This is a genomic window from Cupriavidus yeoncheonensis (assembly GCF_905397275.1).
Taxonomy (GTDB): domain Bacteria; phylum Pseudomonadota; class Gammaproteobacteria; order Burkholderiales; family Burkholderiaceae; genus Cupriavidus; species Cupriavidus yeoncheonensis.
This window is the reverse complement of sequence record NZ_CAJPUY010000005.1, coordinates 71,393-94,169: the sequence shown is the minus strand read 5'-3', so window position 1 is coordinate 94,169 and position 22,777 is coordinate 71,393. Positions and strand designations below refer to the sequence as shown.

Annotated in this window: 19 protein-coding genes and 1 tRNA gene; 16 read left to right on the top strand and 4 right to left on the bottom strand. The window is 68.4% G+C overall.

The genetic code is table 11. The annotated features are described in order from the left end of the window. The first annotated feature begins 1 nt into the window (after position 1). A complete protein-coding gene (locus tag KHO22_RS08385) occupies positions 2–1,150 on the top strand; it encodes a glycosyltransferase (protein WP_211946656.1) in 1,149 nt (382 codons plus the stop codon). Positions 1,151–1,154: 4 nt separating this feature from the next. Here the strand turns inward: KHO22_RS08385 and hpnA are convergent, their stop codons facing one another. Next, positions 1,155–2,156, bottom strand: a complete 1,002-nt coding sequence (gene hpnA / locus KHO22_RS08380) for a hopanoid-associated sugar epimerase (RefSeq protein WP_211946655.1) — start codon at positions 2,154–2,156, stop codon at positions 1,155–1,157. Positions 2,157–2,316: 160 nt separating this feature from the next. On the opposite strand from hpnA, the gene ispH reads away from it, so the two are divergent. Genes ispH through KHO22_RS08350 form a run of 6 tightly spaced genes read left to right on the top strand, consistent with a single transcriptional unit; the run spans position 2,317 to position 8,943 of the window. Further along, entirely contained in the window at positions 2,317–3,288 is a 972-nt protein-coding gene (gene ispH, locus KHO22_RS08375; RefSeq protein WP_211946654.1) for a 4-hydroxy-3-methylbut-2-enyl diphosphate reductase, read from the top strand. Between the two features lie 25 nt (positions 3,289–3,313). Then, entirely contained in the window at positions 3,314–4,474 is a 1,161-nt protein-coding gene (hpnH, locus tag KHO22_RS08370) for an adenosyl-hopene transferase HpnH (protein WP_211946653.1), read from the top strand. Between the two features lie 27 nt (positions 4,475–4,501). After that, positions 4,502–5,656, top strand: a complete 1,155-nt coding sequence (gene hpnI, locus KHO22_RS08365; protein ID WP_230426792.1) for a bacteriohopanetetrol glucosamine biosynthesis glycosyltransferase HpnI — start codon at positions 4,502–4,504, stop codon at positions 5,654–5,656. Beyond that, positions 5,653–7,077: a hopanoid biosynthesis associated radical SAM protein HpnJ gene (hpnJ, locus tag KHO22_RS08360; protein ID WP_211946651.1), complete on the top strand. Its 1,425-nt coding sequence runs from the start codon at positions 5,653–5,655 to the stop codon at positions 7,075–7,077. The genes hpnI and hpnJ overlap by 4 nt, the downstream gene beginning before the upstream one ends. A 47-nt stretch (positions 7,078–7,124) precedes the next feature. Further along, positions 7,125–7,931: a hopanoid biosynthesis-associated protein HpnK gene (hpnK, locus tag KHO22_RS08355; protein ID WP_211946846.1), complete on the top strand. Its 807-nt coding sequence runs from the start codon at positions 7,125–7,127 to the stop codon at positions 7,929–7,931. Positions 7,932–7,941: 10 nt separating this feature from the next. Continuing rightward, positions 7,942–8,943 carry an HpnL family protein gene (locus KHO22_RS08350; RefSeq protein WP_211946650.1) on the top strand — a complete coding sequence of 334 codons (1,002 nt, stop codon included), beginning with the start codon at positions 7,942–7,944 and terminating at the stop codon, positions 8,941–8,943. Positions 8,944–8,953: 10 nt separating this feature from the next. On the opposite strand, the gene KHO22_RS08345 is transcribed toward KHO22_RS08350, so the two are convergent. Next, positions 8,954–9,592, bottom strand: a complete 639-nt coding sequence (locus tag KHO22_RS08345) for an MlaC/ttg2D family ABC transporter substrate-binding protein (protein WP_211946649.1) — start codon at positions 9,590–9,592, stop codon at positions 8,954–8,956. A 185-nt stretch (positions 9,593–9,777) separates the two neighbouring features. Here KHO22_RS08345 and hpnN point away from each other — a divergent pair, with 185 nt between their 5' ends. After that, complete coding sequence (gene hpnN / locus KHO22_RS08340; RefSeq protein ID WP_211946648.1) at positions 9,778–12,411, top strand: hopanoid transporter HpnN; 2,634 nt, start codon at positions 9,778–9,780, stop codon at positions 12,409–12,411. Between the two features lie 32 nt (positions 12,412–12,443). After that, on the top strand, positions 12,444–13,271 hold the full coding sequence (locus KHO22_RS08335) for an MlaA family lipoprotein (protein ID WP_211946647.1): 828 nt from the start codon (positions 12,444–12,446) through the stop codon (positions 13,269–13,271). 10 nt (positions 13,272–13,281) lie between these two features. On the opposite strand, the gene KHO22_RS08330 is transcribed toward KHO22_RS08335, so the two are convergent. Beyond that, the gene (locus KHO22_RS08330) at positions 13,282–13,722 is read right to left on the bottom strand and encodes an FKBP-type peptidyl-prolyl cis-trans isomerase (RefSeq protein WP_211946646.1); all 441 of its coding nucleotides are present in this window, start codon (positions 13,720–13,722) and stop codon (positions 13,282–13,284) included. 177 nt (positions 13,723–13,899) lie between these two features. Between KHO22_RS08330 and KHO22_RS08325 the strand changes: the two genes are divergently transcribed. Beyond that, positions 13,900–15,243 (top strand): tetratricopeptide repeat protein, encoded by a 1,344-nt coding sequence (locus KHO22_RS08325; protein ID WP_211946645.1) that lies wholly within the window; start codon positions 13,900–13,902, stop codon positions 15,241–15,243. Between the two features lie 44 nt (positions 15,244–15,287). Here the strand turns inward: KHO22_RS08325 and ilvA are convergent, their stop codons facing one another. Next, positions 15,288–16,871 carry a threonine ammonia-lyase, biosynthetic gene (gene ilvA / locus KHO22_RS08320; protein WP_211946644.1) on the bottom strand — a complete coding sequence of 528 codons (1,584 nt, stop codon included), beginning with the start codon at positions 16,869–16,871 and terminating at the stop codon, positions 15,288–15,290. Positions 16,872–17,519: 648 nt separating this feature from the next. Between ilvA and KHO22_RS08315 the strand changes: the two genes are divergently transcribed. The 6 genes from KHO22_RS08315 (at position 17,520) to KHO22_RS08290 (ending at position 22,774) form a co-directional block, all read left to right on the top strand. Beyond that, positions 17,520–17,891 (top strand): hypothetical protein, encoded by a 372-nt coding sequence (locus KHO22_RS08315; RefSeq protein WP_211946643.1) that lies wholly within the window; start codon positions 17,520–17,522, stop codon positions 17,889–17,891. A 70-nt stretch (positions 17,892–17,961) separates the two neighbouring features. Next, positions 17,962–18,048, top strand: a tRNA-Leu gene (locus tag KHO22_RS08310). A 413-nt stretch (positions 18,049–18,461) separates the two neighbouring features. Beyond that, complete coding sequence (locus tag KHO22_RS08305; protein ID WP_230426791.1) at positions 18,462–19,004, top strand: hypothetical protein; 543 nt, start codon at positions 18,462–18,464, stop codon at positions 19,002–19,004. Between the two features lie 121 nt (positions 19,005–19,125). Further along, positions 19,126–20,043 (top strand): LysR family transcriptional regulator, encoded by a 918-nt coding sequence (locus KHO22_RS08300; RefSeq protein WP_211946642.1) that lies wholly within the window; start codon positions 19,126–19,128, stop codon positions 20,041–20,043. Positions 20,044–20,153: 110 nt separating this feature from the next. Next, complete coding sequence (mdcA, locus tag KHO22_RS08295) at positions 20,154–21,812, top strand: malonate decarboxylase subunit alpha (protein ID WP_211946641.1); 1,659 nt, start codon at positions 20,154–20,156, stop codon at positions 21,810–21,812. Continuing rightward, the gene (locus tag KHO22_RS08290; RefSeq protein ID WP_211946640.1) at positions 21,812–22,774 is read left to right on the top strand and encodes a triphosphoribosyl-dephospho-CoA synthase; all 963 of its coding nucleotides are present in this window, start codon (positions 21,812–21,814) and stop codon (positions 22,772–22,774) included. Before mdcA ends, KHO22_RS08290 begins: the two co-directional genes overlap by 1 nt. Positions 22,775–22,777 lie beyond the last annotated feature (3 nt).

The following is a 22,777-nucleotide window of genomic DNA, read 5'->3' as shown; positions in this document are numbered from 1 at the left end:
CATGACTGCCGCGTTCGCGCTATCCCTGCTGTCGCTGGCGGTCTGGTGCGGGCTGCTGTGCGGCCGCGCGGGCTTCTGGCGCGTGCGCAAGCCTGCGCCGGCCCCGGCACCTGCCGCATGGCCCGAGGTGGTGGCCATTGTCCCGGCGCGCAACGAGGCCGACGTGATCGGCCGGTGCGTGGCGGGCGTGCTTGGACAGCAGTACCCGGGAAAGCTGTCACTGGTCGTCGTCGATGACCACAGCCACGACGGCACCGCGCAGATCGCAGCCAGCGCGGCGGCCGGGACGCCACGGTCCGGGGCCCTGACCGTCGTCCCCGCCCGCGATCTGCCGGCAGGATGGAGCGGCAAGGTCTGGGCCCAGTCGGAAGGACTCGCCGCCGCAGGCCATGTGGCGCCCGGGGCCGCCTATGTCTGGCTGACCGATGCCGATATCTGGCACGGCCCCGGCGTGCTGGCCGGGCTGGTCGCCCGCGCCGTGCAGGAGCGGCGCGACCTGGTCTCGCTGATGGTACGGTTGCGCTGCGCCTCGCCCTGGGAACGGCTCATCGTGCCGGCTTTTGTTTTCTTCTTTGCCAAACTCTATCCGTTCGAGCGCGTCCGTGACCCGCGCAGCAAGGTAGCTGCCGCGGCGGGCGGCTGCATGCTGGCGAGCCGCGCCGCGTTGTCGCGTATCGGCGGATTCGCCGCCATCCGCGGCGAGTTGATCGACGATTGCAGCCTGGCCGCGAAGATCAAGCCCGGCGGCCCGATCAGCCTGGATCTCGCCGATGACAGCGTGTCGCTGCGGCCCTATGACGACTGGCGCAGCCTGTGGGACATGATTGCCCGCAGTGCGTATACCCAGTTGCGCTACTCGCCGCTGCTGCTGGCCGGCACGGTCGTGGCGATGACCCTGACCTATCTGGCGCCGCCGCTCCTGGCGCTGGCCGGCGGCGCGCGGCAGTGGCCGGCCTGGCTCGCCTGGGCGGCCATGACCCTGGTCTACCTGCCGATGCTGCGCGAATACCGCCAGCCCCGCTGGCTCGCGCCGCTGTTGCCGCTGACGGCGCTGTTCTACCTCTGCGCCACGCTGGATTCGGCGCGGCGCTACTGGCTGCGCCGTGGCGGGCAATGGAAAGGCCGCAGCCAGGCGCCGGTGCGGTCCTGACGCTTCAGCGCAGGTATCCCGCCTCGCGGAACCAGGCCAGCGCGTCGCGCAGGCCTTCTGTATAGGGGCGCGGCTGGTAGCCCAGTTCCCGCCTCGCCTTGTCGCAGCGGAAGAACATCTTGTACTTCGACATCGTCAGCCCGTCCACGGTGATGAACGGCTCCTTGCGCGTCAGGCGCGCCACGGCTTCGGCCGCGTGGGCGAGCGGATACAACGGCCAGCGCGGCAGCTGCACGGTCGGCGGCCGACGGCCACAGAGACCGGCGATATCACGCAGCATCTGCTGCAGCATGACGTCATCACCGCCCAGGATGTAGCGTTCGCCGGTCCGGCCGTGCTCCAGCGCCTGGATATGGCCCGCGGCGACATCGTCCACGTGGGCCAGGTTGAGCCCGGTCTCGACAAAGGCGGGGATCTTGCCGGTGGCGGCTTCGACAATGATGCGGCCCGTCGGCGTGGGGCGTACGTCGCGCGGGCCAATCGGCGTGGAGGGGTTGACGATCACCGCCGGCAGTCCACGCTCGGCCACCATGCGCTCGACCACGCGCTCGGCCAGCACCTTGCTGCGCTTGTAGGCGCCGATGGCCTCGTGCGGGGTCAGGGCGGCCGTCTCGTCGACCGGTGCGCTGGCTCCCGCCACGCGCAGCGTGGCCACGCTGCTGGTATAGACCACGCGCTCCACGCCCGCCTGTTGCGCGGCCTCCATGACGGCCATGGTGCCATCGACATTGGTCCGGACGATCTCCTCGGGGTCGGGCGCCCACAGCCGGTAATCGGCCGCCACGTGGAACAGGTAACGCACGCCCTGCATGGCGGCCGCGACCGCGGCCGGGTCCCGCATATCGCCCAGCACGACCTCGACCGGCAAGTCCGCAAGGTTGGCGCGCGGGCTCGATGCGCGCACCAGCGCGCGCACGCGCCAGCCACGCGCCAGTGCCTGCCGCAGCACCGCGGATCCGAGAAAACCCGATGCACCCGTCACCAGAACGTAATCGTTTACTGTCATAAACCCGCTTCACGATGAGATGGAAACGCCGCGTCGGGAAAACGCCTGCCAGACATTTCCGGCGCGACCGGTATATAGTAACCACCATGTGTCGGAAATGTGATTTCTGTACACCTTCCCAATCACTGAAACCCGTTGAAGGGTCGGGGGGCCTAACCGTATGCAGGTGATTCTTGCTCAACCCCGAGGCTTCTGTGCCGGCGTCGTGCGTGCGATCGAGATTGTCGACCGCGCGCTCGTCAAGCATGGGGCTCCGGTGTTCGTGCGACACGAGATCGTGCACAACAAGCATGTTGTGGAGGGATTGAAGAACAAGGGCGCGCGCTTTGTCGAAGAACTCGACGAGGTCCCCGCGGGCGCCGTGACCATCTTCAGCGCCCACGGCGTTTCACGCGCCGTGGTGGCGGATGCCGGGCAGCGGCAGTTGCACGCGATCGACGCGACCTGCCCGCTGGTGATCAAGGTGCACAACCAGGGCCGGCAGTACGCGGCCAGCGGCCGCACCGTCATCCTCATCGGCCATGCCGGCCACCCGGAGGTCGAAGGCACCATGGGCCAGATCCCCGGCAAGGTGATCCTGGTCCAGAACGAGGCCGAGGTCGCCAGGCTGGACCTGCCCGCCGACACCCCCGTGGCCTATGTCACGCAGACCACGCTCAGCGTGGACGACACGCGCAATATCATTGCCGCGCTGGCGCGCCGTTTCAGCAACCTGGTCGGCCCCGACACGCGCGACATCTGCTACGCCACGCAAAACCGGCAGAGCGCCGTGCGCGACCTGTGCAAGCTTGCCGATGTGATCCTGGTCATTGGCGCCACCAACAGCTCCAATTCCAACCGGCTGCGCGAGATCGGCACCGAAAGCGGCGTACCGAGCTATTTGATCGCCGATGGCAGCGAACTCGACCCGGCCTGGGTTGCGGGCGCCAATATCGTCGGCATTACCGCCGGCGCCTCCGCACCTGAAGAAATGGTCGAGGACGTCATTGCCGCGCTGCGCCGCCTGGGCCCCGTGGAAGTCACGACCATGGAAGGCCGCGAGGAGCATGCCGAGTTCCGCCTGCCCGCCGAGCTGGCCGATGTCCGCCCCACGGCGGCCGCGCCCGAGCCCGTCGAGAAGGTCGCCGGCTGAACCCATAAAAAAGAAGGAAGTCCCTTTGCCTATTCCGTTCCTGCAGGTCGCCCGCGTGGGCGCCTACATCGTCGGCAAGCATCTGGCGCGCCAGAAGCGCTATCCGCTCGCGCTCATGCTGGAACCGCTGTTCCGCTGCAACCTTGCCTGCAATGGCTGCGGCAAGATCGACTACCCGGACCCGATCCTGAACCAGCGCCTGTCCGTCGACGAGTGCCTGGGCGCGGTCGACGAATGCGGCGCGCCGGTGGTGTCGATCGCCGGTGGCGAGCCGCTGCTGCACAAGGATATGCCCGAGATCGTGCGCGGCATCATCGCGCGGCGCAAGTTCGTCTACCTGTGCACCAATGCGCTGCTGATGGAGAAAAAGCTGGACCAGTACGAGCCCAGCCCCTACTTCGTCTGGTCGGTGCACCTGGACGGCGACCGCGAGATGCACGACCACTCGGTCAGCCAGGAAGGCGTCTATGACCGCGCTGTCGAAGCCATTCAGGCGGCCAAGGCGCGCGGCTTCCGCGTCAACATCAACTGCACGCTGTTCAATGATGCCAAACCCGAGCGCGTGGCCGCATTCTTCGACACGGTCAGGGCGATGGGCGTGGACGGCATCACGGTTTCGCCGGGCTACGCCTACGAGCGCGCGCCGGACCAGCAGCACTTCCTGAACCGCGGCAAGACCAAGCAGTTGTTCCGCGACATCCTGAGCCGCGGCCGCGGCAAGAAATGGTCGTTCAGCCAGTCGACCATGTTCCTCGACTTCCTGGCCGGCAACCAGACCTACCACTGCACGCCCTGGGGCAACCCCGCGCGCACGGTGTTCGGCTGGCAGCGGCCCTGCTACCTGGTCGGCGAAGGCTATGTGCAGACCTTCAGGGAACTGATGGAAGAGACCGACTGGGACGCCTACGGCACCGGCAACTACGAGAAGTGCGCCGACTGCATGGTCCACAGCGGCTACGAGGCCACCGCCGTGGCCGACACGTTCGCGCATCCGCTCAAGGCGCTCGGCGTGAGCCTGCGCGGCGTGAAGACCGATGGGGCGATGGCCCCGGACATCTCGCTCGACAACCAGCGCCCCGCCGATTACGTGTTCTCGCGCCACGTCGAGATCAAGCTGGCCGAGATCGGCCGGGCCCAGCCGCGCAAGGAACGGCCCGCCAGGGCGGAGACCACGGCGACCCACTGATCACCGATGCCCGCGGAAGCTGCGGCCATGGCCGCGACCCTGCTTGGCAGCGCGCTGACCTGCGTGTCGGCGGGCTATGCCATGGCCGCCGCCGTGCTGACGCGGCGCGCGAGCACGCGCGCCGCGCCCCCGGCCAAAGCCGGCGAAGTGCGCGCCAGCGTGCTCAAGCCGCTGTGCGGGGACGAGCCGCGCCTGTACGACAACCTGGCCACGCTGTGCCGGCAATCGGTCACTGGCCAGCAGATCGTATGCGGCGTGCGTGACCCGGACGATCCCGCCATCGCCGTCGTGCGGCGCTTGCAGCAGGACTTCCCCGGCACCGACATCCAGCTGGTCATCGACCCGCGCGTGCACGGCAGCAACCTCAAGGTCAGCAACCTGATCAACCTGGCGGCACAGGCGCGCCATGACCTGCTGGTCGTGGCGGACAGCGACATCGCCGTACCGCCCGACTACCTGGCGCATGTCACCGCGCCGCTGGCCGACGCCGGCGTCGGCATCGTCACCTGCCTGTATCGCGGGCGCCCCGTCGATGCCTTCTGGGCAAAGCTCGGCGCGCAGTTCATCGACGACTGGTTCGCGCCGTCGGTGCGCATCGCGCACGCCGGCGGTTCGCGCCGCTTTGCCTTCGGCGCCACCATCGCGCTACGCCGCGACACCCTGACGCAGATCGGCGGCTTCGCGTCGCTGTCCGACCGGCTCGCCGATGACTTCTGGCTGGGCGAACTGACCCGGCAGGCGGGACTGCGCACGATGCTGTCCGACGTGGTGGTCAGCACCGACGTGACCGAGACGCGGCTGTCCGAGCTCTGGACGCACGAACTGCGCTGGCTGCGCACCATCCGCTCGCTGAACCCGGCGGGCTTCGCATTTACCTTCATCACCTTCACCTGGCCGATGCTGGCGCTGGGCTTGGCGTTGTCGCCGACGCCGGCGTTATTCGCCGTCGCGCTGGCCGGCGTCATCGCGCGCGGCTCGACGGCCGGCACGCTCGCGGCCGCCCTGCGGGCGCCGCTGCGCGACATGCTGCTGTTCGCGGGATGGCTTTGCGCCCTCGCCGGCACACGCGTGCAATGGCGCGAGCAGGTGATGTCGGTGCGGGATCCGCAATCCGCCGAGCGGACCAGATCCCCGTCCCCCCTATCGTCATCCAACGGCATCACGAAAAAGCGGCCGCTATGAAAAAAACACTGTTCCTCCAGGCCCCCTCCTTCGATGGCTTCGACGGCGGCGCCGGTTCGCGCTACCAGGCCAAGCGCGAGATCAAGTCGTTCTGGTACCCGACCTGGCTGGCACAGCCCGCCGCGCTGGTGCCCGGCAGCCGCGTGCTCGACGCGCCCGCCGACGAACTGACGCCGCAGCAGACGCTGGACATCGCCGTCGACTACGACCTGGTCATCCTCCACACCAGCACGCCGTCGTTCCCGACCGACGCCAGGTTCGCCGAGGAATTGAAGAAGCGCAAACCCGGCGTGATGATCGGCATGGTCGGCGCCAAGCCCGCGGTCGACCCGGGCGGCACGCTCGGCGCGAGCGAAGCGATCGACTTCGTCTGCCGCGAGGAATTCGACTACACCTGCCAGGACGTTGCCGCCGGCAAGCCGCTCAAGGACATCCTGGGGCTGTCGTACCGGCTGCCCGACGGGTCGCTCGAGCACAACGGCCAGCGCCCGATGATCGAGAACATGGACGAGCTGCCCTTCGTGGCGCCTGTCTACCAGCGCGACCTGAAGATCGAGAACTACTTCATCGGCTACCTGAAGCACCCCTACGTGTCGATCTACACGGGGCGCGGCTGCCGTTCGCGCTGCACGTTCTGCCTGTGGCCGCAGACGGTTGGCGGGCACCGCTACCGCACGCGCTCGGCCGAAAGCGTGATCGCCGAGGTGAAATGGATCAAGGAGAACATGCCCGAGGTAAAGGAGATCATGTTCGACGACGATACCTTCACCGACTTCAAGCCGCGCGTGGAGGAGATCGCGCGCGGGCTCGGCAAGCTGGGCGTGACCTGGTCGTGCAACGCCAAGGCCAACGTGCCGTACGGCACGCTCAAGATCATGAAGGAGAACGGCCTGCGCCTGCTGCTGGTCGGCTATGAGTCGGGCGACGACCAGATTCTGCTGAACATCAAGAAGGGCCTGCGCACGGACATCGCGCGCCGCTTCACCGAAGACTGCCGCAAGCTTGGCATCCAGATCCACGGCACCTTCATCCTTGGCCTTCCGGGCGAGACACAGGAGACCATCGAGAAGACCATCGCCTACGCCAAGGAGATCAACCCGCACACCATCCAGGTGTCGCTGGCGGCGCCCTACCCCGGCACCACGCTGTACCGGCAGGCGGTCGACAACGGCTGGCTCGAGGAGAACAAGGTCATCAACCTCGTCAACGACAAGGGCGTGCAGCTGGCGGCGATCAGTTACCCGCACCTGTCGAAGGAAGAGATCTACGGTGGCGTGGAGCGCTTCTATAAACAGTTCTACTTCCGTCCCGGCAAGATCTGGGAGATCGTGCGCGAGATGCTCGGCAGCTGGGACATGATGAAGCGGCGCCTGCGCGAAGGCGTGGAGTTCTTCCGCTTCCTGCGTTCGCGCGAGGCCTGATCCTGCTGCCGCAAAGCACCGCCACCGCCGCGCGTCCCGCGCGCGGCCTGATCATCACCGCCGACGACTTCGGCCTGCATACCGCCGTCAACGAGGCGGTGGAGCTCGCGCATCGCGACGGCGTGCTCAACGCGGCCAGCCTGATGGTGTCCGCGCCCGAAGCCGCCGACGCCGTGGCGCGCGCGCGGCGCCTGCCTTCGCTGCGCGTGGGCCTGCATGTGGTGCTGGCCGATGGCCCGGCGATGCTGCCGCGCGCGGCCATTCCCGACCTCGTCGATGCGCACGGCCGCTTCGGTTCGGCCATGGCGCGCGACGGTTGCCGTTTCTTCTTCCTGCCGCATGTGCGCCGCCAGCTCGCCGCGGAGATCCGCGCGCAGTTCGAGGCGTTTGCCGCGACCGGCCTGCCGCTGGACCACGTCAATACGCACAAGCATTTCCACCTGCATCCGACCGTGCTGTCGCTGATCCTGTCGATCGGCCGTGAATTCGGCCTGCGCGCCGTGCGGCTGCCGCTGGAATCCGACGCGCCGCTGCTGCTGCGCCCGTGGCTGGCGCTGCTGCGCCGGCGGCTGCGGCGCGCCGGCATCGCGCACAATGACTACGTGGTCGGCATGGCGCGCAGCGGTGCCATGGACGAGGCGGTGCTGCTCGCCACGCTGGCGAAGCTGCCTTACGGCATCGGGGAAATCTACCTGCATCCGGCTGTCACATCGGGCGCGGCCATCGCGCCGACCATGGCCGGCTACCGCCACGCCGACGAACTGGCTGCGCTGCTGTCGCCGCGCGTGCGCGCGGCCCTCGATGCGGCCGGGGTGCGGCGCGGCGGCTTTGCCGACGTGCTGGCCACGGCCTGATTCCTCTCACATGAAACGCATCGCCTATCTGACTGGCCTGCTGGGCCTGCTCGCGTTCACCGCCCTGGTCGTGCACGAGGGCATCGGCGACATCGCCACGGTGATGGCGCAGGGCGGCTGGCTGCTCTTGCTACTGGTGCCGCTACATGCGCTGCCCCTGGCGCTGGACGCGCAGGGCTGGCGCGTGCTGCTGACCTCGGCCGACCCCGAGGAAAAAGCGGGCCTCGGCTTCCTGACGTGGGTAGCCGCCGTGCGCGAAGCCGTGGGCCGCCTGCTGCCCACCATGAGCGTGGGCGGCGAACTGGTCGGCGTGCGGCTGAGCCGCCTGCGCCTGCAGGACACCACGGCGGTCACGGCCACCATCGTCGTTGAAGTGATGATCACGATCTTCGCCCAGTACCTGTTCTCGGCGCTGGGCGTGCTGATGCTGCTCGCCGCGCTGCAGGACCGTGCCCAGGCGTGGGTCATCCTGACCGGGCTGGCGCTGTCCCTGCCGGTGCCGGTAGCGTTCGCGCTGTCGCTGCGGCATACGTCGGTGTTCGAGAAACTGGAAGGCGCGGCGCGCAAGCTGTTTGGCGAGGATCACCGCATCGTCGCGATGATCGACGGTGCACGGCTCGATGCCCAGATCCGCGCGCTCAACCGGCGCCGGCGCGAACTGCTGGGGGCATTGGGCTGGCAACTGGCCGGAATGGTCAGCGGCACGCTGGAGGTCTGGTTCGCGCTGATGCTGCTGGGGCACCCCGTGCCGTTCTGGCAGGCCATCGCGATCGAGGCGCTGACCCAGGCCGTGCGACACATGGCCTTCTTCGTGCCGGCCGGGCTGGGCGTGCAGGAAGCCGTGGTGATGCTGCTCGGCCAGGCGCTGGGCCTGGACGCCCAGGTGTCGCTGGCACTGGCCCTGGTCAAGCGCGCGCGCGAAGTCCTGTTCGGCGTGCCCGCGCTGCTGTCGTGGCAATGGGTGGAACTGCGGCGCTGGCGGCGTGGGACGGCCGGCGGCACCGCGCAGTGAGCGCTGCAGCCTAGCCCGCCTGCCGCGCGTTATGGTCGACGAGGTACTTCACCAGCCCGTCGACACCGCCGCGCGCGACGATATCGGCAAACTGCTTGCGGTACACCTCGATCAGCCACGCGCCCATCATGTTGATGTCGTAGATCTTCCAGCCGCCGGGCGTACGCTGCAGGCGGTAGTCGATCTGCATCTCGTCGCCGTTGTTGAGCACGCGCGACTCGACCACCATGTCGCCCGATCCGCCCCCGGCCTGCGCCGGCTTGAAGCGGAACTTGACGTTCTGCTCGCGCAGCTGCGACAACGACACCGCGTAGCTGCGCACCAGCAGCGTCGTGAATTGCTCGTGGAGTTGCTTCTGCTGTTCCGGCGTGGCATTGCGCCATGCGCTGCCGACCGCCAGCCGCGTGGTGCGGCCGAAATCCGTATAGGGCAGGAATTGCTTCTGGACCACCGCGGTGATCTTCGCCAGGTCGCCGCCGCGGGTTTCGGGGTTGGTCTGGATCGTCGTGATCGTGCCTTCCACCGCCGCCTGCACCAGTCGTTCCGGCGCGGCCTTGAGGTCGCCGGGCTGCACCGTCTGCGCCTGCACCGTGGCCACCATGGCGACCGCCGCAATCGGCGCAAGGGAAATCAAACCGAATCTGTTCATGCCGATGTGTACTGCAAGATGCGTTTGAAAAAGGCTCCGGGCCCCGCTCCGCATGGCGCCCGGGGATGCCGGGCCAGTATAGCGGAACGAGGTTGCCGCTCCGGCTGCGCCGCATGCGCCACGCGACCGGGCCAACCGCGCGCCAGCCGGTATACTCGCGGCTCAAGCCCTGTCCCGAGCACTCCATGCTGACTTCGCTGCTGACCCGCCTCGTCAGGCTCGCCACGATCCGCGCCTGGCTGGTGATCGTGGCGGCCCTGCTGCTCACCGCCGCCAGCGGCTTCTATGTGGCCCGGCACTTCGCCATCAACACGGACATCAATCGCCTGCTCGAATCCGACGCGCCGTGGGCCAGGCGCGATACCGCCATTGGCGCGGCCTTTCCGCAGCGCGGGCAGATGGTGCTGGCCGTGGTGCAGGCGCCCGCGTCGGAACTGGCCGATGCCGCGGCCAACGAACTCGCCGACGCGCTGCGGCGCCATCCGGAGCACTTCCATTCGGTCAGCCAGCCCGGCGCGGGTGAGTTCTTTGCCCGCAACGGCCTGCTGTTCGCACGCACGGCCGAAGTCGAACAGGTCACGCAGCAACTGGTCCAGGCGCGCCCGCTGCTGAACCAGCTGGCGCACGACCCGACGCTGCGCGGGCTTTCCGACACGCTTGCCGCCACGCTTGGCCTGCCGCTGACGATGGGCCAGGTCAAGCTGGCCGATATGGACGACCTGCTGGGCGCCAGCGCGGGCGCGCTGGAGCAGGTGCTGGCGGGCAAGCCGGCCGCGATGTCGTGGGCCGGACTGCTCGACGACAGCTTCAAGCCGGACAAGGAAGGGCGTGCCTTCAGCTTTGTCTCGGTCAGCCCGGTGCTCGACTACAGCGACCTGCAGGCAGGCGCGGCCGCCGCCGATTCCATCCGCGCCGCGGCTGCCGAACTGAAACTGGCCCAGCGCTACCAGGCCAGCGTGCGCCTGACGGGCCCGCAGCCGCTGGCCGACGACGAATTCGCCTCGGTCAGCGATGGCGCCGCGCTCAATGGCCTGCTGACGGTGCTGGTGGTGGTGCTGATCCTCTGGATGGCGTTGCGCTCCGTCCGCCTGATCCTGGCGGTGCTGGCCAGCCTGTTCACGGGCTTGCTGATGACCGCCGCGCTGGGCCTGGCCATGGTGGGCGCGCTGAACATGATCTCGGTCGCCTTCGCGGTGCTCTTTGTCGGCCTCGGCGTGGACTTCGGCATCCAGTTCGGCGTGCGCTATCGCGCCGAGCGCCACGACCGCGACCATATTGCCGAGGCGCTGGAGCACGCCGCACAGGCGACCGCGCTGCCGCTCACGCTGGCGGCCGCGGCCACGGCGGCCGCCTTCTTCTGCTTCCTCCCGACCGACTTCCGCGGCGTCGCGGAGCTGGGGCAGATTGCCGGCGTCGGCATGATGGTGGCGTTCCTGACGACGTTCACGATGCTGCCCGCGCTGATCCAGGTCCTCAAGCCCCGCGGCGAAGCCGAGGCACCGGGCTTTGGCTGGCTGGCTCCGGCCGACGCATTCTTCGAGCGCTACCGCAAGCCGGTGCTGCTGTTCACCTGCGCCGCCATCCTGCTGGCGTCGCCGCTGCTGCTGCGCCTGCGCTTCGACTTCGACCCGCTGCACCTGAAAGACCCGCACTCGGAATCGATGGCGACGCTGCTGGCGCTCAAGGATGCGCCGGAAGCGGGCACCGACGATGTCACCGTGCTGGCACCGTCGCTCGATGCCGCGCGCGCGATCGCGGCCAAGGTGTCGCCGCTGCCCGAAGTGGCGCGCGTTGTCACGCTGCAGGCCTTCATTCCCGACGACCAGCCGGCCAAGCTCGCGGCGATCGGCACGGCGCGCACCGCGTTGATGCCCGTGCTCACGCAGCAGACCGCCACGCCGGCCAGCGACATGGCACGCGTCAGCGCGCTGCGCAACGCCTCGCGCCAGCTCGCCATCGCGGCCGACGAGCACCCCGAAACCGGCGCCGCGCAGGCAACGCGCCTGTCCAAGGTGCTGAAGCGGCTCGCGGACGCCGATGCCGCCACGCGCGACCGCGCCGAGCTGGCCATTGCCCTGCCCTTGCGCCTGGCGCTGGGCCGCCTGCGCCAGATGCTCGACCCCCGGCCCGTCACGCAGCAAACCCTGCCGCACGAGATCGCGCGCGACTGGCTGACCCCCGATGGACGCGCGCTGGTCAGCATCACCCCAAGGCTGCCGCAAGAGCACGGCATTGAACGCGAAGCCGCGCTCAACCTGTTCATGGATGCCGTGCTGCGCGTGGAGCCGAACGCCACTGGCGGCCCGATCGCCATCCGCGGCTCCGCCGATACGATCATGGGGGCCTTTGCGCAGGCCGGCGCCTGGGCCGTGCTCTCCATCACGGTCCTGCTGTGGATTGCACTGCGCCGTTTCGGCGATGTGCTGCGCACGCTCGTGCCGCTGCTGGTGTCGGCCATCGTCACGCTGGAACTGTGCGCGGCGTTCGGCATTGCGCTGAACTTCGCCAACGTGATCGCGCTGCCGCTGCTGCTGGGCATTGGCGTGGCCTTCAAGATCTACTATGTGATTGCATGGCGCCACGGCAAGACCAAGCTGCTGCAGTCCAGCCTCACGCACGCCGTGCTCTACAGCGCCGCCACCACCGCCACGGCGTTCGGCAGCCTGTGGCTGTCGCAGCATCCCGGCACCGCGAGCATGGGCAAGCTGCTGGCGCTGGCACTGATGTGCACGCTGGCCGGCGCGGTGTTCTTCCAGCCGATCCTGATGGGCCGCCCGCGCGAACCCGCGCACCGGCCTCACGCTACGCCCGCTGAATAACGATAAACAACCCCCGACTCATTCGCCGCACCATGCCGCTCCCCTCACTGACGCGCCGGCCCCTACGGCCGGCTTTCCTCGCTCTCGCTGCGCTGCTTGCGGCCGGCTGCGCCACCGGCCCGCAGGCCAACCCCGACGACCCGCTCGAACCGATGAACCGCGTGGTCTTCAAGGTCAATGACAAGCTCGACCAATACGTCGCCACGCCGGTCGCCAAGGGCTACAAGGCGGTCACGCCGCAACCGGTGCGCACCGCGGTGACCAACTTCTATTCGAATATCGCGGACGTGGGCAACTTCGCCAACAACCTGCTGCAGGGCAAGGGCGTGGACGCGGCCGAAAGCCTGATGCGGGTGGCGATCAATTCCGTGCTGGGGATTGGCGGGCTGATCGACATTGCCACGCCGGCCGGCCTGCAGAAGCATTCGCAGGACTTCGGGCTGACGCTTGGAACGTGGGGCGTGCCATCGGGGCCCTACCTGGTGCTGCCGTTTTTCGGCCCGAGCTCGTTCCGGGACGGCGTAGGCCTGTATGTGAATTTCCAGTTCGACCCGACCACCTACATGGATCCGGCGTGGCGCAATTCGCTGTTTGCCATGAACGTGGTGGACGTGCGCACCAACCTGCTCGGCGCGACCGACCTGCTCTCGCTGGCGGCGCTGGACAAGTACGCGTTCGTGCGCGATGCCTACGTGCAGCGCCGGCGCTACCTGCTCGACGGCGGCAGCGGCAAGCTGCCCAACTATGGCGACGACGAGGAAACGGAAGGCGCCGCCATGCCAGCGCCATCGCCGGCATCCGCGCCGGCCGCGGAGCCGGCAGTGCCTGCGGCGCCCGCCTCCGGGGCACCGCAGCAATAAGGGCGAAAACTCAGCCGCCGATGCCCAGCAACACCACCTCGAACGTAAGCGTGGCGTTCGGCGGAATCGTGCCCGGCACGCCGCGCGCACCGTAGGCGGTAGCCGCCGGGCACGTCAGCTTGGCCTTGCCGCCGACCTGCATGGCCTGCACACCTTCGGTCCAGCATGGGATCACGCGGTTCAGCGGGAACGAGATCGGCTGGCCGCGCTTGTACGAACTGTCGAACTCCGTGCCATCGGCCAGCGTGCCGCGGTAGTGCACCTGGACCGTGTCGGTGGCCTTGGGCGACGGACCGGTGCCCTTGACCAGGTGCTGGATGGTCATGCCCGAAGGCAGCGTCTGCGGCGCTGCGGCAGCCGCCGGTGCCGAGGCGCCCGTGGCGGCCGGGGTGGCTGCCACGGCGGCGCAGGCGAAGGTCATGGCGCTGAGGAGCAGAGCGATTCGTTTCATGGGGAATCCGGTTGCGGCGGCGTAGTGGAATGAGCGGGCAGTGTAACCGACACTCGCGCCAGCGGCGCTTGGCGCACAGGCTGCCGGCCCATGCGCCGCCGAGGCGGCATTCGCGTTGCCGCACGTTGCATCCTGCGCATGCCGGCCTAGGATGGTTCCACACGTACGGAGGATGCCATGGCAACAGTCGATTCCCGCGGCCTGGAAGTCTCGACGGGCAATGCCCGTTCGCTGGAACAGTTCGACGCGGCGCTGCACCTGTTCAACGGCTACTACGGCGATCCGCTCGCGCTCATCGATGAGGCGCTGGCCGAGGCACCGGACTTTGCCATGGGCCACGCGCTGCGCGCCGGGCTGGTGGTGACCTCGGGCGATGGCACGGCCGCACCGATGCTGCGCGAGAGCGTCGAGGCCGGCGAGGCGCTGCATGAAGGCGCCAACGAGCGCGAGCGCCGCCATATCGCCGCCGCGCGTGCGTGGCTGGACGGGTCGTTCACGCGCGCCATCGAGCGCTACGGCGATATCGCCATCGACTATCCGCTCGACCTGCTCGCGGTGCAGGTCGCGCACATCGGTGACTTTCTGCTTGGCCAGTCCGGCATGCTGCGCGACCGCATCGCCCAGGTGCTGCCGCACTGGGACGCCGAGATGCCGGGCTTCAGCTACCTGCTCGGCATGCATGCGTTCGGCCTGGAGGAAACCCAGTTCTACGAGCGCGCCGAGGACCGCGGCCGCAGCGCGCTGGACCTGAATCCGCGCGATCCGTGGGCCATACACGCGGTCGCGCACGTGATGGAGATGCAGGGGCGGCTCGACGACGGCATCAACTGGCTCGCCTCGCACCGCGAGGACTGGGCCGAGGACAATATGCTGGCCGTGCACAACTGGTGGCACCTGGCCCTGTTCGAACTGGAGCAGGGCGATACCGACGCGGTACTGGCGCTCTATGACGCGCATGTTTGCCGCCCGGCGCCGGCCATTGCGCTGGACCTCGTCGATGCCTCGGCACTGCTGTGGCGGCTGCACCTGCGCGGCGTGGACGCGGGCGCGCGCTGGCAGCCGCTGGCGAGCGACTGGCAGACACGCGGCGCCGCCGGCTACTACGCGTTCAACGATGTGCACGCGATCATGGCCAGCCTTGGCGCCGGGCAGCCCGAGGCCGCGGCGGAGTTGCTCGCCGCCCTGCTCGGCGCCGCGGCCGGCGCGGGCACCAACGCGATGATGGCGCGCGATGTCGGCGTGCCCGTGGCAGAGGCGCTGATTGCCTTCGAACAGGGCGACTACGACACCACCATCGAGCGGCTGATGCCGGCGCGCCTGATCGCCAGCCGCTTCGGCGGCAGCCATGCGCAGCGCGACGTCATCAACCTGACGCTGATCGAGGCCGCCTTGCGCGCCGGCCGCAGGAGCCTGGCCCAGGCGCTATGCGCCGAACGCGCGGCACTCAGGCCGATGAACCCGAGCCTGCGCCGGCTGATGCATCGCGCCGACGCTGGCGGCGCGGCCGCCGCCAGGCATTGAGGAGAGGCGAGCACCGACCCGGTTCCTGCAGCGGCCCTGCAGGCTTACGCCAGGAACATCCGGTAGGCCGGATTCGCGCTCTCGTCCCAATGCGGATAGCCGAGTCCGGCCAGCACGCTGTCGCAGGCGAGCCGCGCGGCCTCGGGCACCTGAATGCCGACCAGCACCGATGCCGCATCGCCACCATCGTTGCGGTAATGGAAGAGGCTGATGTTCCAGTCTTGCGGCAACGCGCGCAGGAAGGTCATCAGCGCGCCGGGCCGCTCCGGGAACGCAAAGCGGAACAGGCGCTCGCCGCCGGCCAGCGCGGAACGCCCGCCCACCATATGCCGCAGGTGCTGCTTGGCCAGTTCATCGCCGGTGAGGTTCACGGTGGCAAACCCCTGCGTGGTGAACGCCCCGGCGATCTGCGCGGACTCGGCGCGGTCACGGATGCGCATGCCGACGAATACATGCGCGGTGTGCGCATCGGCGATGCGGTAGCTGAACTCGGTAATGCTGCGGCTGCCCGCGAGGTCGCAGAAGCGCAGGAAGCTGCCACGCGCCTCGGGCATCGTCACGGCGAACACGGCCTCGCGCGCATCGCCGATCTCGGCGCGGTCGGCAACGAAGCGCAGGCGTTCGAAATTGATATTGGCGCCGGACGTCACCGCCACCAGCGTCCCGCCCTGCATGCCGTGCTGTTGCGCGTATTGCTTGGCGGCGGCAACGGCCAGCGCGCCGGCGGGCTCCAGCACGCTGCGCGTGTCCTCGAACACGTCCTTGATGGCGGCGCACACGGCATCCGTGCTCACGGTCATGACATCGTCGAGATAGAGGCGGCACAGGCGGAAGGTTTCCTCGCCGACCAGTTTCACGGCGGTGCCGTCCGAGAACAGGCCGACATCATCCAGCTCCACGCGCCGGCCCGCGCGCAGCGATTGCGCCATCGCGCACGAGTCCTGCGTCTGCACGCCGATCACGCGGACTTCCGGGCGCACGGCCTTGACATAGGTGGCCACGCCCGCGGCAAGGCTGCCGCCGCCGATCGGTACGAAGATGGCATCCAGCGGCCCGCGATGGCGCGCCAGGATCTCCGCGCCCACCGTGCCCTGGCCCGCGATCACGTCCGGATCGTCGAAGGCCGGGATAAAGGTCAGGTCCAGTTCCTTCTGCAATTGCATGGCGTGGCGCCACGCCTCGGTATAGGACGCTCCCGCCTGGACCACCTCGACCGTGGGACCGCCGTGCGCGCGCACGGCATCGACCTTGACCTGCGGCGCCGTGGTCGGCACCACGATCACGGCGCGCACGCCCAGGTGCGCCGCCGACAGCGCGACGCCCTGCGCGTGGTTGCCGGCCGAAGCCGTGATCACGCCGCGCTGCAGTGCCTGCGGATCCAGGTTGGCCATCCGGTTGTACGCGCCGCGGATCTTGAAGGAGAACACGGGCTGGTTGTCCTCGCGCTTGAGCCAGATCGCGTTGCCGGTGCGCGTGGACAGGTTGCGCGCAAGCTCCAGCTCGGTCTCGCGCGCCACGTCGTAGACGCGCGCGTTCAGGATGCGCTTGAGATAGCTGTTCTGGTCAAGGACGTCTGGCGAACAGGCATCACGGTGTTCGGTGGCGGGCTCGACGGCGTGTGCCGGCATGACGGGACTCCTGTGCTGGATTCGTGCCCAGGAGACGGAAACAAAAAACCCGCCTCAGGGGCGGGTTTTTGCGGAAACTGATCTGAGGACGCGCGCTAACCCACCATTCCAGGAATGGTGATAATAATCTGCGCGATGTCGTTGTGACGGCGGTCCATGGACGAAAGCTTGTCGGACCCGGGGCGATTTGTCAATCTTCCGATCGACAAGTGATATGGCGATGTGGCCCGCCGCGAAACGCGCGGGCCGGTCGGAGACTCAGGTAAGGACGTTGAAGACCAGGCCCAGCGCAATGGCCGCGCCGATCGTTTCCACTGCTGCCAGCGCGAGCAGATTCTTCACAATGAACGCATCTTCCTGCTTGGTCACCATGTTGTAGTCTCCGTAGGAATCCATATCCGACCAGAAAGCGATGGGCCAACACTTGCAGCCCGATCTTCCATCCAGCCACGTCTTGTGCGTGATTCCAGTAGACTCCAACGCCATCGCTCGCGAAAGCTGGCACAAACCCGAATACTGCGGCGGCGCGAATGGGCAGAAAGTATGGTGATGCCGCAAGACGCCTGGCATCAAGAATTTGCCGGAAAGACCGTAATTGTTTGAGGCGGCCTCTGGCCTGTATTTGCCCTTCCCGATATTCCAACCGGCATGGAACCCATCCCATTCGAATTCGTTTCCGTCGAGGAAGCGAAACAGATCCTGGACGGCGCACCGCCTGCGCAGGCGCAACCGGACTGGCCCAGCTTGCGGCGGCCCGTGCCGCCCGACACGATGGCGCTCACCCCTACGGCCATGCGCTGGCTGGCCTCGCTGCCGGCTGAAGCACGGCCCCTGGAACTGTGCCGCCGCTATCCGCGCATCGGCAACCAGCTCGCTGCGTTGTGGAGCCATCCCGATGGCATCCTCGCCTATCTCGAAGACCTGCTGATCGACAAGCGGGGGGACCGCCGGGGTTTTCCGGGCGGCATCGCACTGGAGCTCTCGCGCCTGCAGGAACACCTGCAACAACAACAGCCTTAGCGCGCAGATTGGTCTTCGCGGCGCACCGCTTGCATTCTCCGAATCCTCTGGTAGAATGCGCAGCTCACTTGCCCAGGTGGCGGAATTGGTAGACGCACTAGGTTCAGGTCCTAGCGGTGGCAACACTGTGGAGGTTCGAGTCCTCTCCTGGGCACCAAGATTTGGAAAAGGCTTGCTTCGGCAAGCCTTTTTTCATTGGCGCGCGCGATATCGGCAGCCCCTTAACTGCCACCCTCCCCCCTGCGAATTCCCGTTCTGCGCCGCCATAGCCGCAGCACTCGCTACCTGCCTCTCCACGACCCCCACCGCCTGCTTCGGTTGAATTTCAACCTTCCCGGCAACACCCGAAAGCCGATCCGGCATGCCGCCAAAGGTGTCGGATCGCGGCGGTTACGCCAGCGTCGCATGTTGGCTCGCGACCATCACCATGCCGCGATCTCGCCCCGATTTGCGCCAGCACCGGCACTTTCCGCCATCGCATCCGGTGGCACGCGGCGTGCGTAAAAGGAAGAGAACGTTCGATGCGTTCTGCCCCCTCTCCTCCTCCCTTCCAAGCCAAGGAGTTCCGACATGACCCGCAAACTGGCCACGATGTTTCTCGCCGCCTCGACCATCGCCACCGCGCTCGGCATAGCGTCCGCCCATGCAACCGATCCACGCGACAGCCCGTTCCCCGGCGACAAGTACGGCTACAACTTCCGCACCGACGCGCGCGACGTGTATGGCAGCGGCGCCCGCGTCGGCCGCTACGACCCATACACCGATGGCGCCCGCGATGTCGCTCCCGCCACACGCGATATCGACAACTCGCGCTCGCTGTCCGGCATGGACCGCCGTGGCGTGTCCGCCGAGCCGTCGCGCGCGCTCGACCTCTATACCGACGGCGCACTTGCCGGCATGGACCGCCGCGGCGTGTCCGCCGAGCCGTCGCGCTCGTTCGACATCCACACCGACAGCACACTTGCCGGCATGGACCGCCGCGGCGTGTCCGCCGAACCGTCGCGCTCGTTCGACATCTACACCGACGGCACACTTGCCGGCATGGACCGCCGCGGCGTGTCCGCCGAGCCGTCGCGCATGGTCGATGTCTATACCGACGGCGGCATCGCCTGATGTGCCTGCCGGGCGCCTGGTTCCGGCGTCCGGCCCTTTCGCCGACTTCCCGGCACGTGAGCGCCGCGCGCGGCTAAGCGCGGCTAAGATAGGGGGCCCCGTCCCCACCACGGCCACCCCAATGAGAATCCGCATCGGCGAAGAGATCACCTTCCGCAAGCTTGAAGCGCTGCTGGCGTTCATGGAGTCGGGCAACCTGGCCAAGGCCGCCGAGATCCTGGAAACCAGCACGGTCAGCGTGCACCGCGCGCTGCACTCGCTGGAGGAAGGCACGAGCTGCGCGCTGTTCCGGCACGAAGGCCGCAACCTGATCCCGACCGATGCGGCCCATGTGCTGGCGGACACGGCGCGTGAAGTGCTCAAGGCCATGGCCGACGGCATCCGCGCCACGCGCGAGGCCGCCGGCTATCTGGCCGACCGTCTCAAGATCGGCTCGCTGTATTCGCTGACGGCGCATACGGTGCCGCGGATCGTCATCGACCTCAAGGCCCGCCGCCCGGAGCTGCACACCGAACTCGTGCTGGGCTCGAACGCCGACCTGCTGCAGATGCTCAAGCAAGGCTCGATCGATGCGACCCTGATGGCCACGCCCGAGCCGGACCCGGAGATCGAATCCATTCCGCTGTTCGAGGACGAGATCTTCTTCGCCGCGCCGGCCGACTCGCCCTACGCCGCGATGCCGGCCGTGGACCTGCGCACATGCCGAGACGAGCCCTTCGTCTCGCTGAGCGAAGGGTTCGCCACCTCGCGCGGCTTCGTCGAAGCGTTCCGGATCGCGGATTTCCAGCCGAAGCTGGTGATGAAGGTCGGCGACATCTTCTCCCTGATGAACCTGGTCGGCGGCGGCGTCGGCTACACGCTGCTCCCGGGCCGCGTGAAGGGCGTGTCGCCGCGCAATGTGGCATTCGTGCCGCTTACGGCCGACTACGACAACATCCGCCAGACCATCGCCCTGAGCTTCCTGCGCCGGCGTGAGCGCGATCCCAATCTGCTGGCGCTGGCCGCGGTCTGCCGCATGGCCATGCGGCAAGGACAGTAGGCTCCGGCTCGCTTCCGCCAAGCGTAACGATCCTGCCGCCCGCGTGATTGTTCCGCGGTCTCCGCCTGTTTATGGTTGACACCATCAGACAGACCCAAGCCGGAGACACGATGACCAGCACCACCCCGGGGCGTCAGTGGAACACCCGCAGAGAAGCCAAGGCGCGGCGCAAGCAGCAAGGCGCCGCCATCGCGCAGGGCAAGCGCATACCGACCGGCGATATCGTGGCCTTCCTGGAGGCCGTGCTGCTCCCGGGCGATCGCGTGGTGGTCGAAGGCAACAACCAGAAGCAGGCCGATTTCCTGTCGCGCTCGCTGGCGCAGGTCAGCCCCGGGCGCGTCAACGGCCTGCACATGATCATCCCGAGCGTCAGCCGCGTGGAGCACCTGGACCTGTTCGAGCGCGGCATCGCCCGCAAGCTCGACTTCTCGTATGCGGGCGCGCAGAGCATCCGGATCTCGCAGTTCCTGGAAGACGGCCTGCTCGAGGTCGGCGCGATCCACACCTACATCGAGCTGTACGCGCGCCTGTATGTGGACCTGGTGCCCAACGTCGTGCTGATCGCCGGCTACAAGGCGGACCGCGACGGCAACCTGTACACCGGCCCGAGCACCGAGGACACGCCCGCGCTGGTCGAAGCGGCGGCGTTCCGCGATGGCCTCGTGATCGCGCAGGTCAACGAGATCGTCGACGACCCGGCCGACCTGCCGCGCGTGGATGTGCCGGGCTCCTGGGTCGACTACGTGGTGCAGGCCGACCAGCCGTTCTTCTGCGAGCCGCTGTTCACGCGTGACCCGCGCCTGATCAAGCCGGTGCACGTGCTGATGGCGATGATGGCGATCCGCGGCATCTACGAGCGCCACCAGGTGCAGTCGCTGAACCACGGCATCGGCTTCAATACGGCCGCGATCGAACTCATCCTGCCGACCTACGGCGAGTCGCTGGGCCTCAAAGGCAAGATCTGCAAGTACTGGACGCTGAACCCGCACCCGACGCTGATCCCGGCGATCGAGACCGGCTGGGTCGAAAGCGTGCACAGCTTCGGCAGCGAACTCGGCATGGAGCCGTATGTGGCGGCGCGGCCCGATATCTTCTTCACCGGCGCGGACGGCTCGATGCGCTCGAACCGCGCGTTCTGCCAGCTTGCGGGCCAGTACGCGGTGGACCTGTTCATCGGTTCGACGCTGCAGATCGACGGCGACGGGCACTCGTCCACGGTGACGCGCGGCCGGCTGTCCGGCTTTGGCGGCGCGCCCAATATGGGCCACAACCCGGGCGGCCGCCGCCACCCGACGCCCGCGTGGCTGGACCTGATCGAGACCGACGATCCGCTCGCGCGCGGCCGCAAGCTCGTGGTGCAGATGGTCGAGACCTTCCAGGCCGGCGGCAAGCCGACCTTCGTCGAATCGATGGACGCCGTGGACGTCGCGCGTGAAAGCGGCATGCCGCTGGCGCCGGTCATGATCTACGGCGACGATGTCACGCATGTGCTGACCGAGGAAGGCATCGCCTACCTCTACAAGGCGCAATCGATCGAAGAGCGGCGCCGGATGATCGCCGCGGTCGCCGGCGTCACGCCGATCGGCCTCAAGCACGATCCCGCGCAGACGCGCCGGATGCGCAGCGATGGCCTGATCGCGCTGCCCGAGGATCTTGGCGTGCAGCGCAGCCAGGCCACGCGCAGCCTGCTCGCGGCCAGGAGCATGGCCGACCTGGTCGAATGGTCCGGTGGCCTGTACGCGCCGCCGGCCCGCTTCCGGAGCTGGTGATGGGCGGCGCAGCGGCAAGAATCCTGTGGACCGCGGACGCGGTCCCGGCAACGGCCCCGGCAATGGGTGGCCCGTCCGCGCACGCGCGGATGCTGGCCGGTCTGGCGGTCGACGCCATCGTCGAAGAGGCGCGGCTGTCGCCCAAGCCCGGGCTGGTCGACAGCCGCGGCAGCGGCGCGCACGCCGACCTGACGCTGGCACTGATGCTGCGCTCCGCGCAGGCGCTGGGGCCAGCGTTCGCCGCCATGGCCATGGCTGGCCAGCGTGCGGCACGCGTCGGCTACGGGCTGCGCGAGCGGCTCGGCGCGCTCGGGCGCGAAGCCGAAGCGGCCATGCTGGCTGCCACCGGCGGCGTGAACACGCATCGCGGCGCGATCTGGTGCCTCGGCCTGCTGGTCGGCGCGGCCGCGCAGGTCGCGGCCACCGGCGAACGGGCCAGCGCCAGCGCCGTCACCCATGCGGCCGGCGCGATCGCGCGGCTGCCTGACCGGCATCGCCCCGCCATCACCGGCAACAAGGGCGAGCTGGCCTGCCTGGCGTATGGCGTGGGCGGAGCCAGGGCGCAGGCGCGCTCGGGCTTTCCGCATGTCATGCGGCGCGCATTGCCCGTCCTGCAACACAGCCGCGCGCGTGGCGACGGCGAAGCCGCCGCACGGCTCAATGCCTTGCTCGCACTGATGAGCGGGCTGGACGATACCTGCGTGCTGGCCCGCACGGGCCGCGCGGGCCTGGCCTATATGCAGGCCGGTGCGCAGGCCGTGCTGGCGGCGGGCGGCACCGGCACGGTCGCGGGACGGCGCCTGCTGCGCGAACTCGACGCCGGCATGCTGGCCCGGCGCGCCTCGCCGGGCGGCGCGGCGGACCTGCTCGCCGCGACGATCTTCCTCGACCGGCTGCCACGGGTAAGCGACATCGGCACCGGCACCGGCACCGGCACCGGCACCGGCACCGCGCAAATTTAGGAG

What these genes read in the sequence shown, in the direction of transcription:
- hpnJ (WP_211946651.1), top strand. Translation starts at nt 5,653, where the DNA reads ATGAAAAAAACACTGTTCCTCCAGGCCCCCTCCTTCGATGGCTTCGAC.
- KHO22_RS08305 (WP_230426791.1), top strand. Translation starts at nt 18,462, where the DNA reads ATGACCCGCAAACTGGCCACGATGTTTCTCGCCGCCTCGACCATCGCC.
- KHO22_RS08315 (WP_211946643.1), top strand. Translation starts at nt 17,520, where the DNA reads ATGGAACCCATCCCATTCGAATTCGTTTCCGTCGAGGAAGCGAAACAG.
- KHO22_RS08385 (WP_211946656.1), top strand. Translation starts at nt 2, where the DNA reads ATGACTGCCGCGTTCGCGCTATCCCTGCTGTCGCTGGCGGTCTGGTGC.
- KHO22_RS08345 (WP_211946649.1), bottom strand. Translation starts at nt 9,592, where the DNA reads ATGAACAGATTCGGTTTGATTTCCCTTGCGCCGATTGCGGCGGTCGCC.
- KHO22_RS08300 (WP_211946642.1), top strand. Translation starts at nt 19,126, where the DNA reads ATGAGAATCCGCATCGGCGAAGAGATCACCTTCCGCAAGCTTGAAGCG.
- ispH (WP_211946654.1), top strand. Translation starts at nt 2,317, where the DNA reads ATGCAGGTGATTCTTGCTCAACCCCGAGGCTTCTGTGCCGGCGTCGTG.
- hpnA (WP_211946655.1), bottom strand. Translation starts at nt 2,156, where the DNA reads ATGACAGTAAACGATTACGTTCTGGTGACGGGTGCATCGGGTTTTCTC.
- hpnN (WP_211946648.1), top strand. Translation starts at nt 9,778, where the DNA reads ATGCTGACTTCGCTGCTGACCCGCCTCGTCAGGCTCGCCACGATCCGC.
- KHO22_RS08335 (WP_211946647.1), top strand. Translation starts at nt 12,444, where the DNA reads ATGCCGCTCCCCTCACTGACGCGCCGGCCCCTACGGCCGGCTTTCCTC.
- KHO22_RS08330 (WP_211946646.1), bottom strand. Translation starts at nt 13,722, where the DNA reads ATGAAACGAATCGCTCTGCTCCTCAGCGCCATGACCTTCGCCTGCGCC.
- KHO22_RS08325 (WP_211946645.1), top strand. Translation starts at nt 13,900, where the DNA reads ATGGCAACAGTCGATTCCCGCGGCCTGGAAGTCTCGACGGGCAATGCC.
- KHO22_RS08350 (WP_211946650.1), top strand. Translation starts at nt 7,942, where the DNA reads ATGAAACGCATCGCCTATCTGACTGGCCTGCTGGGCCTGCTCGCGTTC.
- ilvA (WP_211946644.1), bottom strand. Translation starts at nt 16,871, where the DNA reads ATGCCGGCACACGCCGTCGAGCCCGCCACCGAACACCGTGATGCCTGT.
- hpnI (WP_230426792.1), top strand. Translation starts at nt 4,502, where the DNA reads ATGGCCGCGACCCTGCTTGGCAGCGCGCTGACCTGCGTGTCGGCGGGC.
- KHO22_RS08290 (WP_211946640.1), top strand. Translation starts at nt 21,812, where the DNA reads ATGGGCGGCGCAGCGGCAAGAATCCTGTGGACCGCGGACGCGGTCCCG.
- mdcA (WP_211946641.1), top strand. Translation starts at nt 20,154, where the DNA reads ATGACCAGCACCACCCCGGGGCGTCAGTGGAACACCCGCAGAGAAGCC.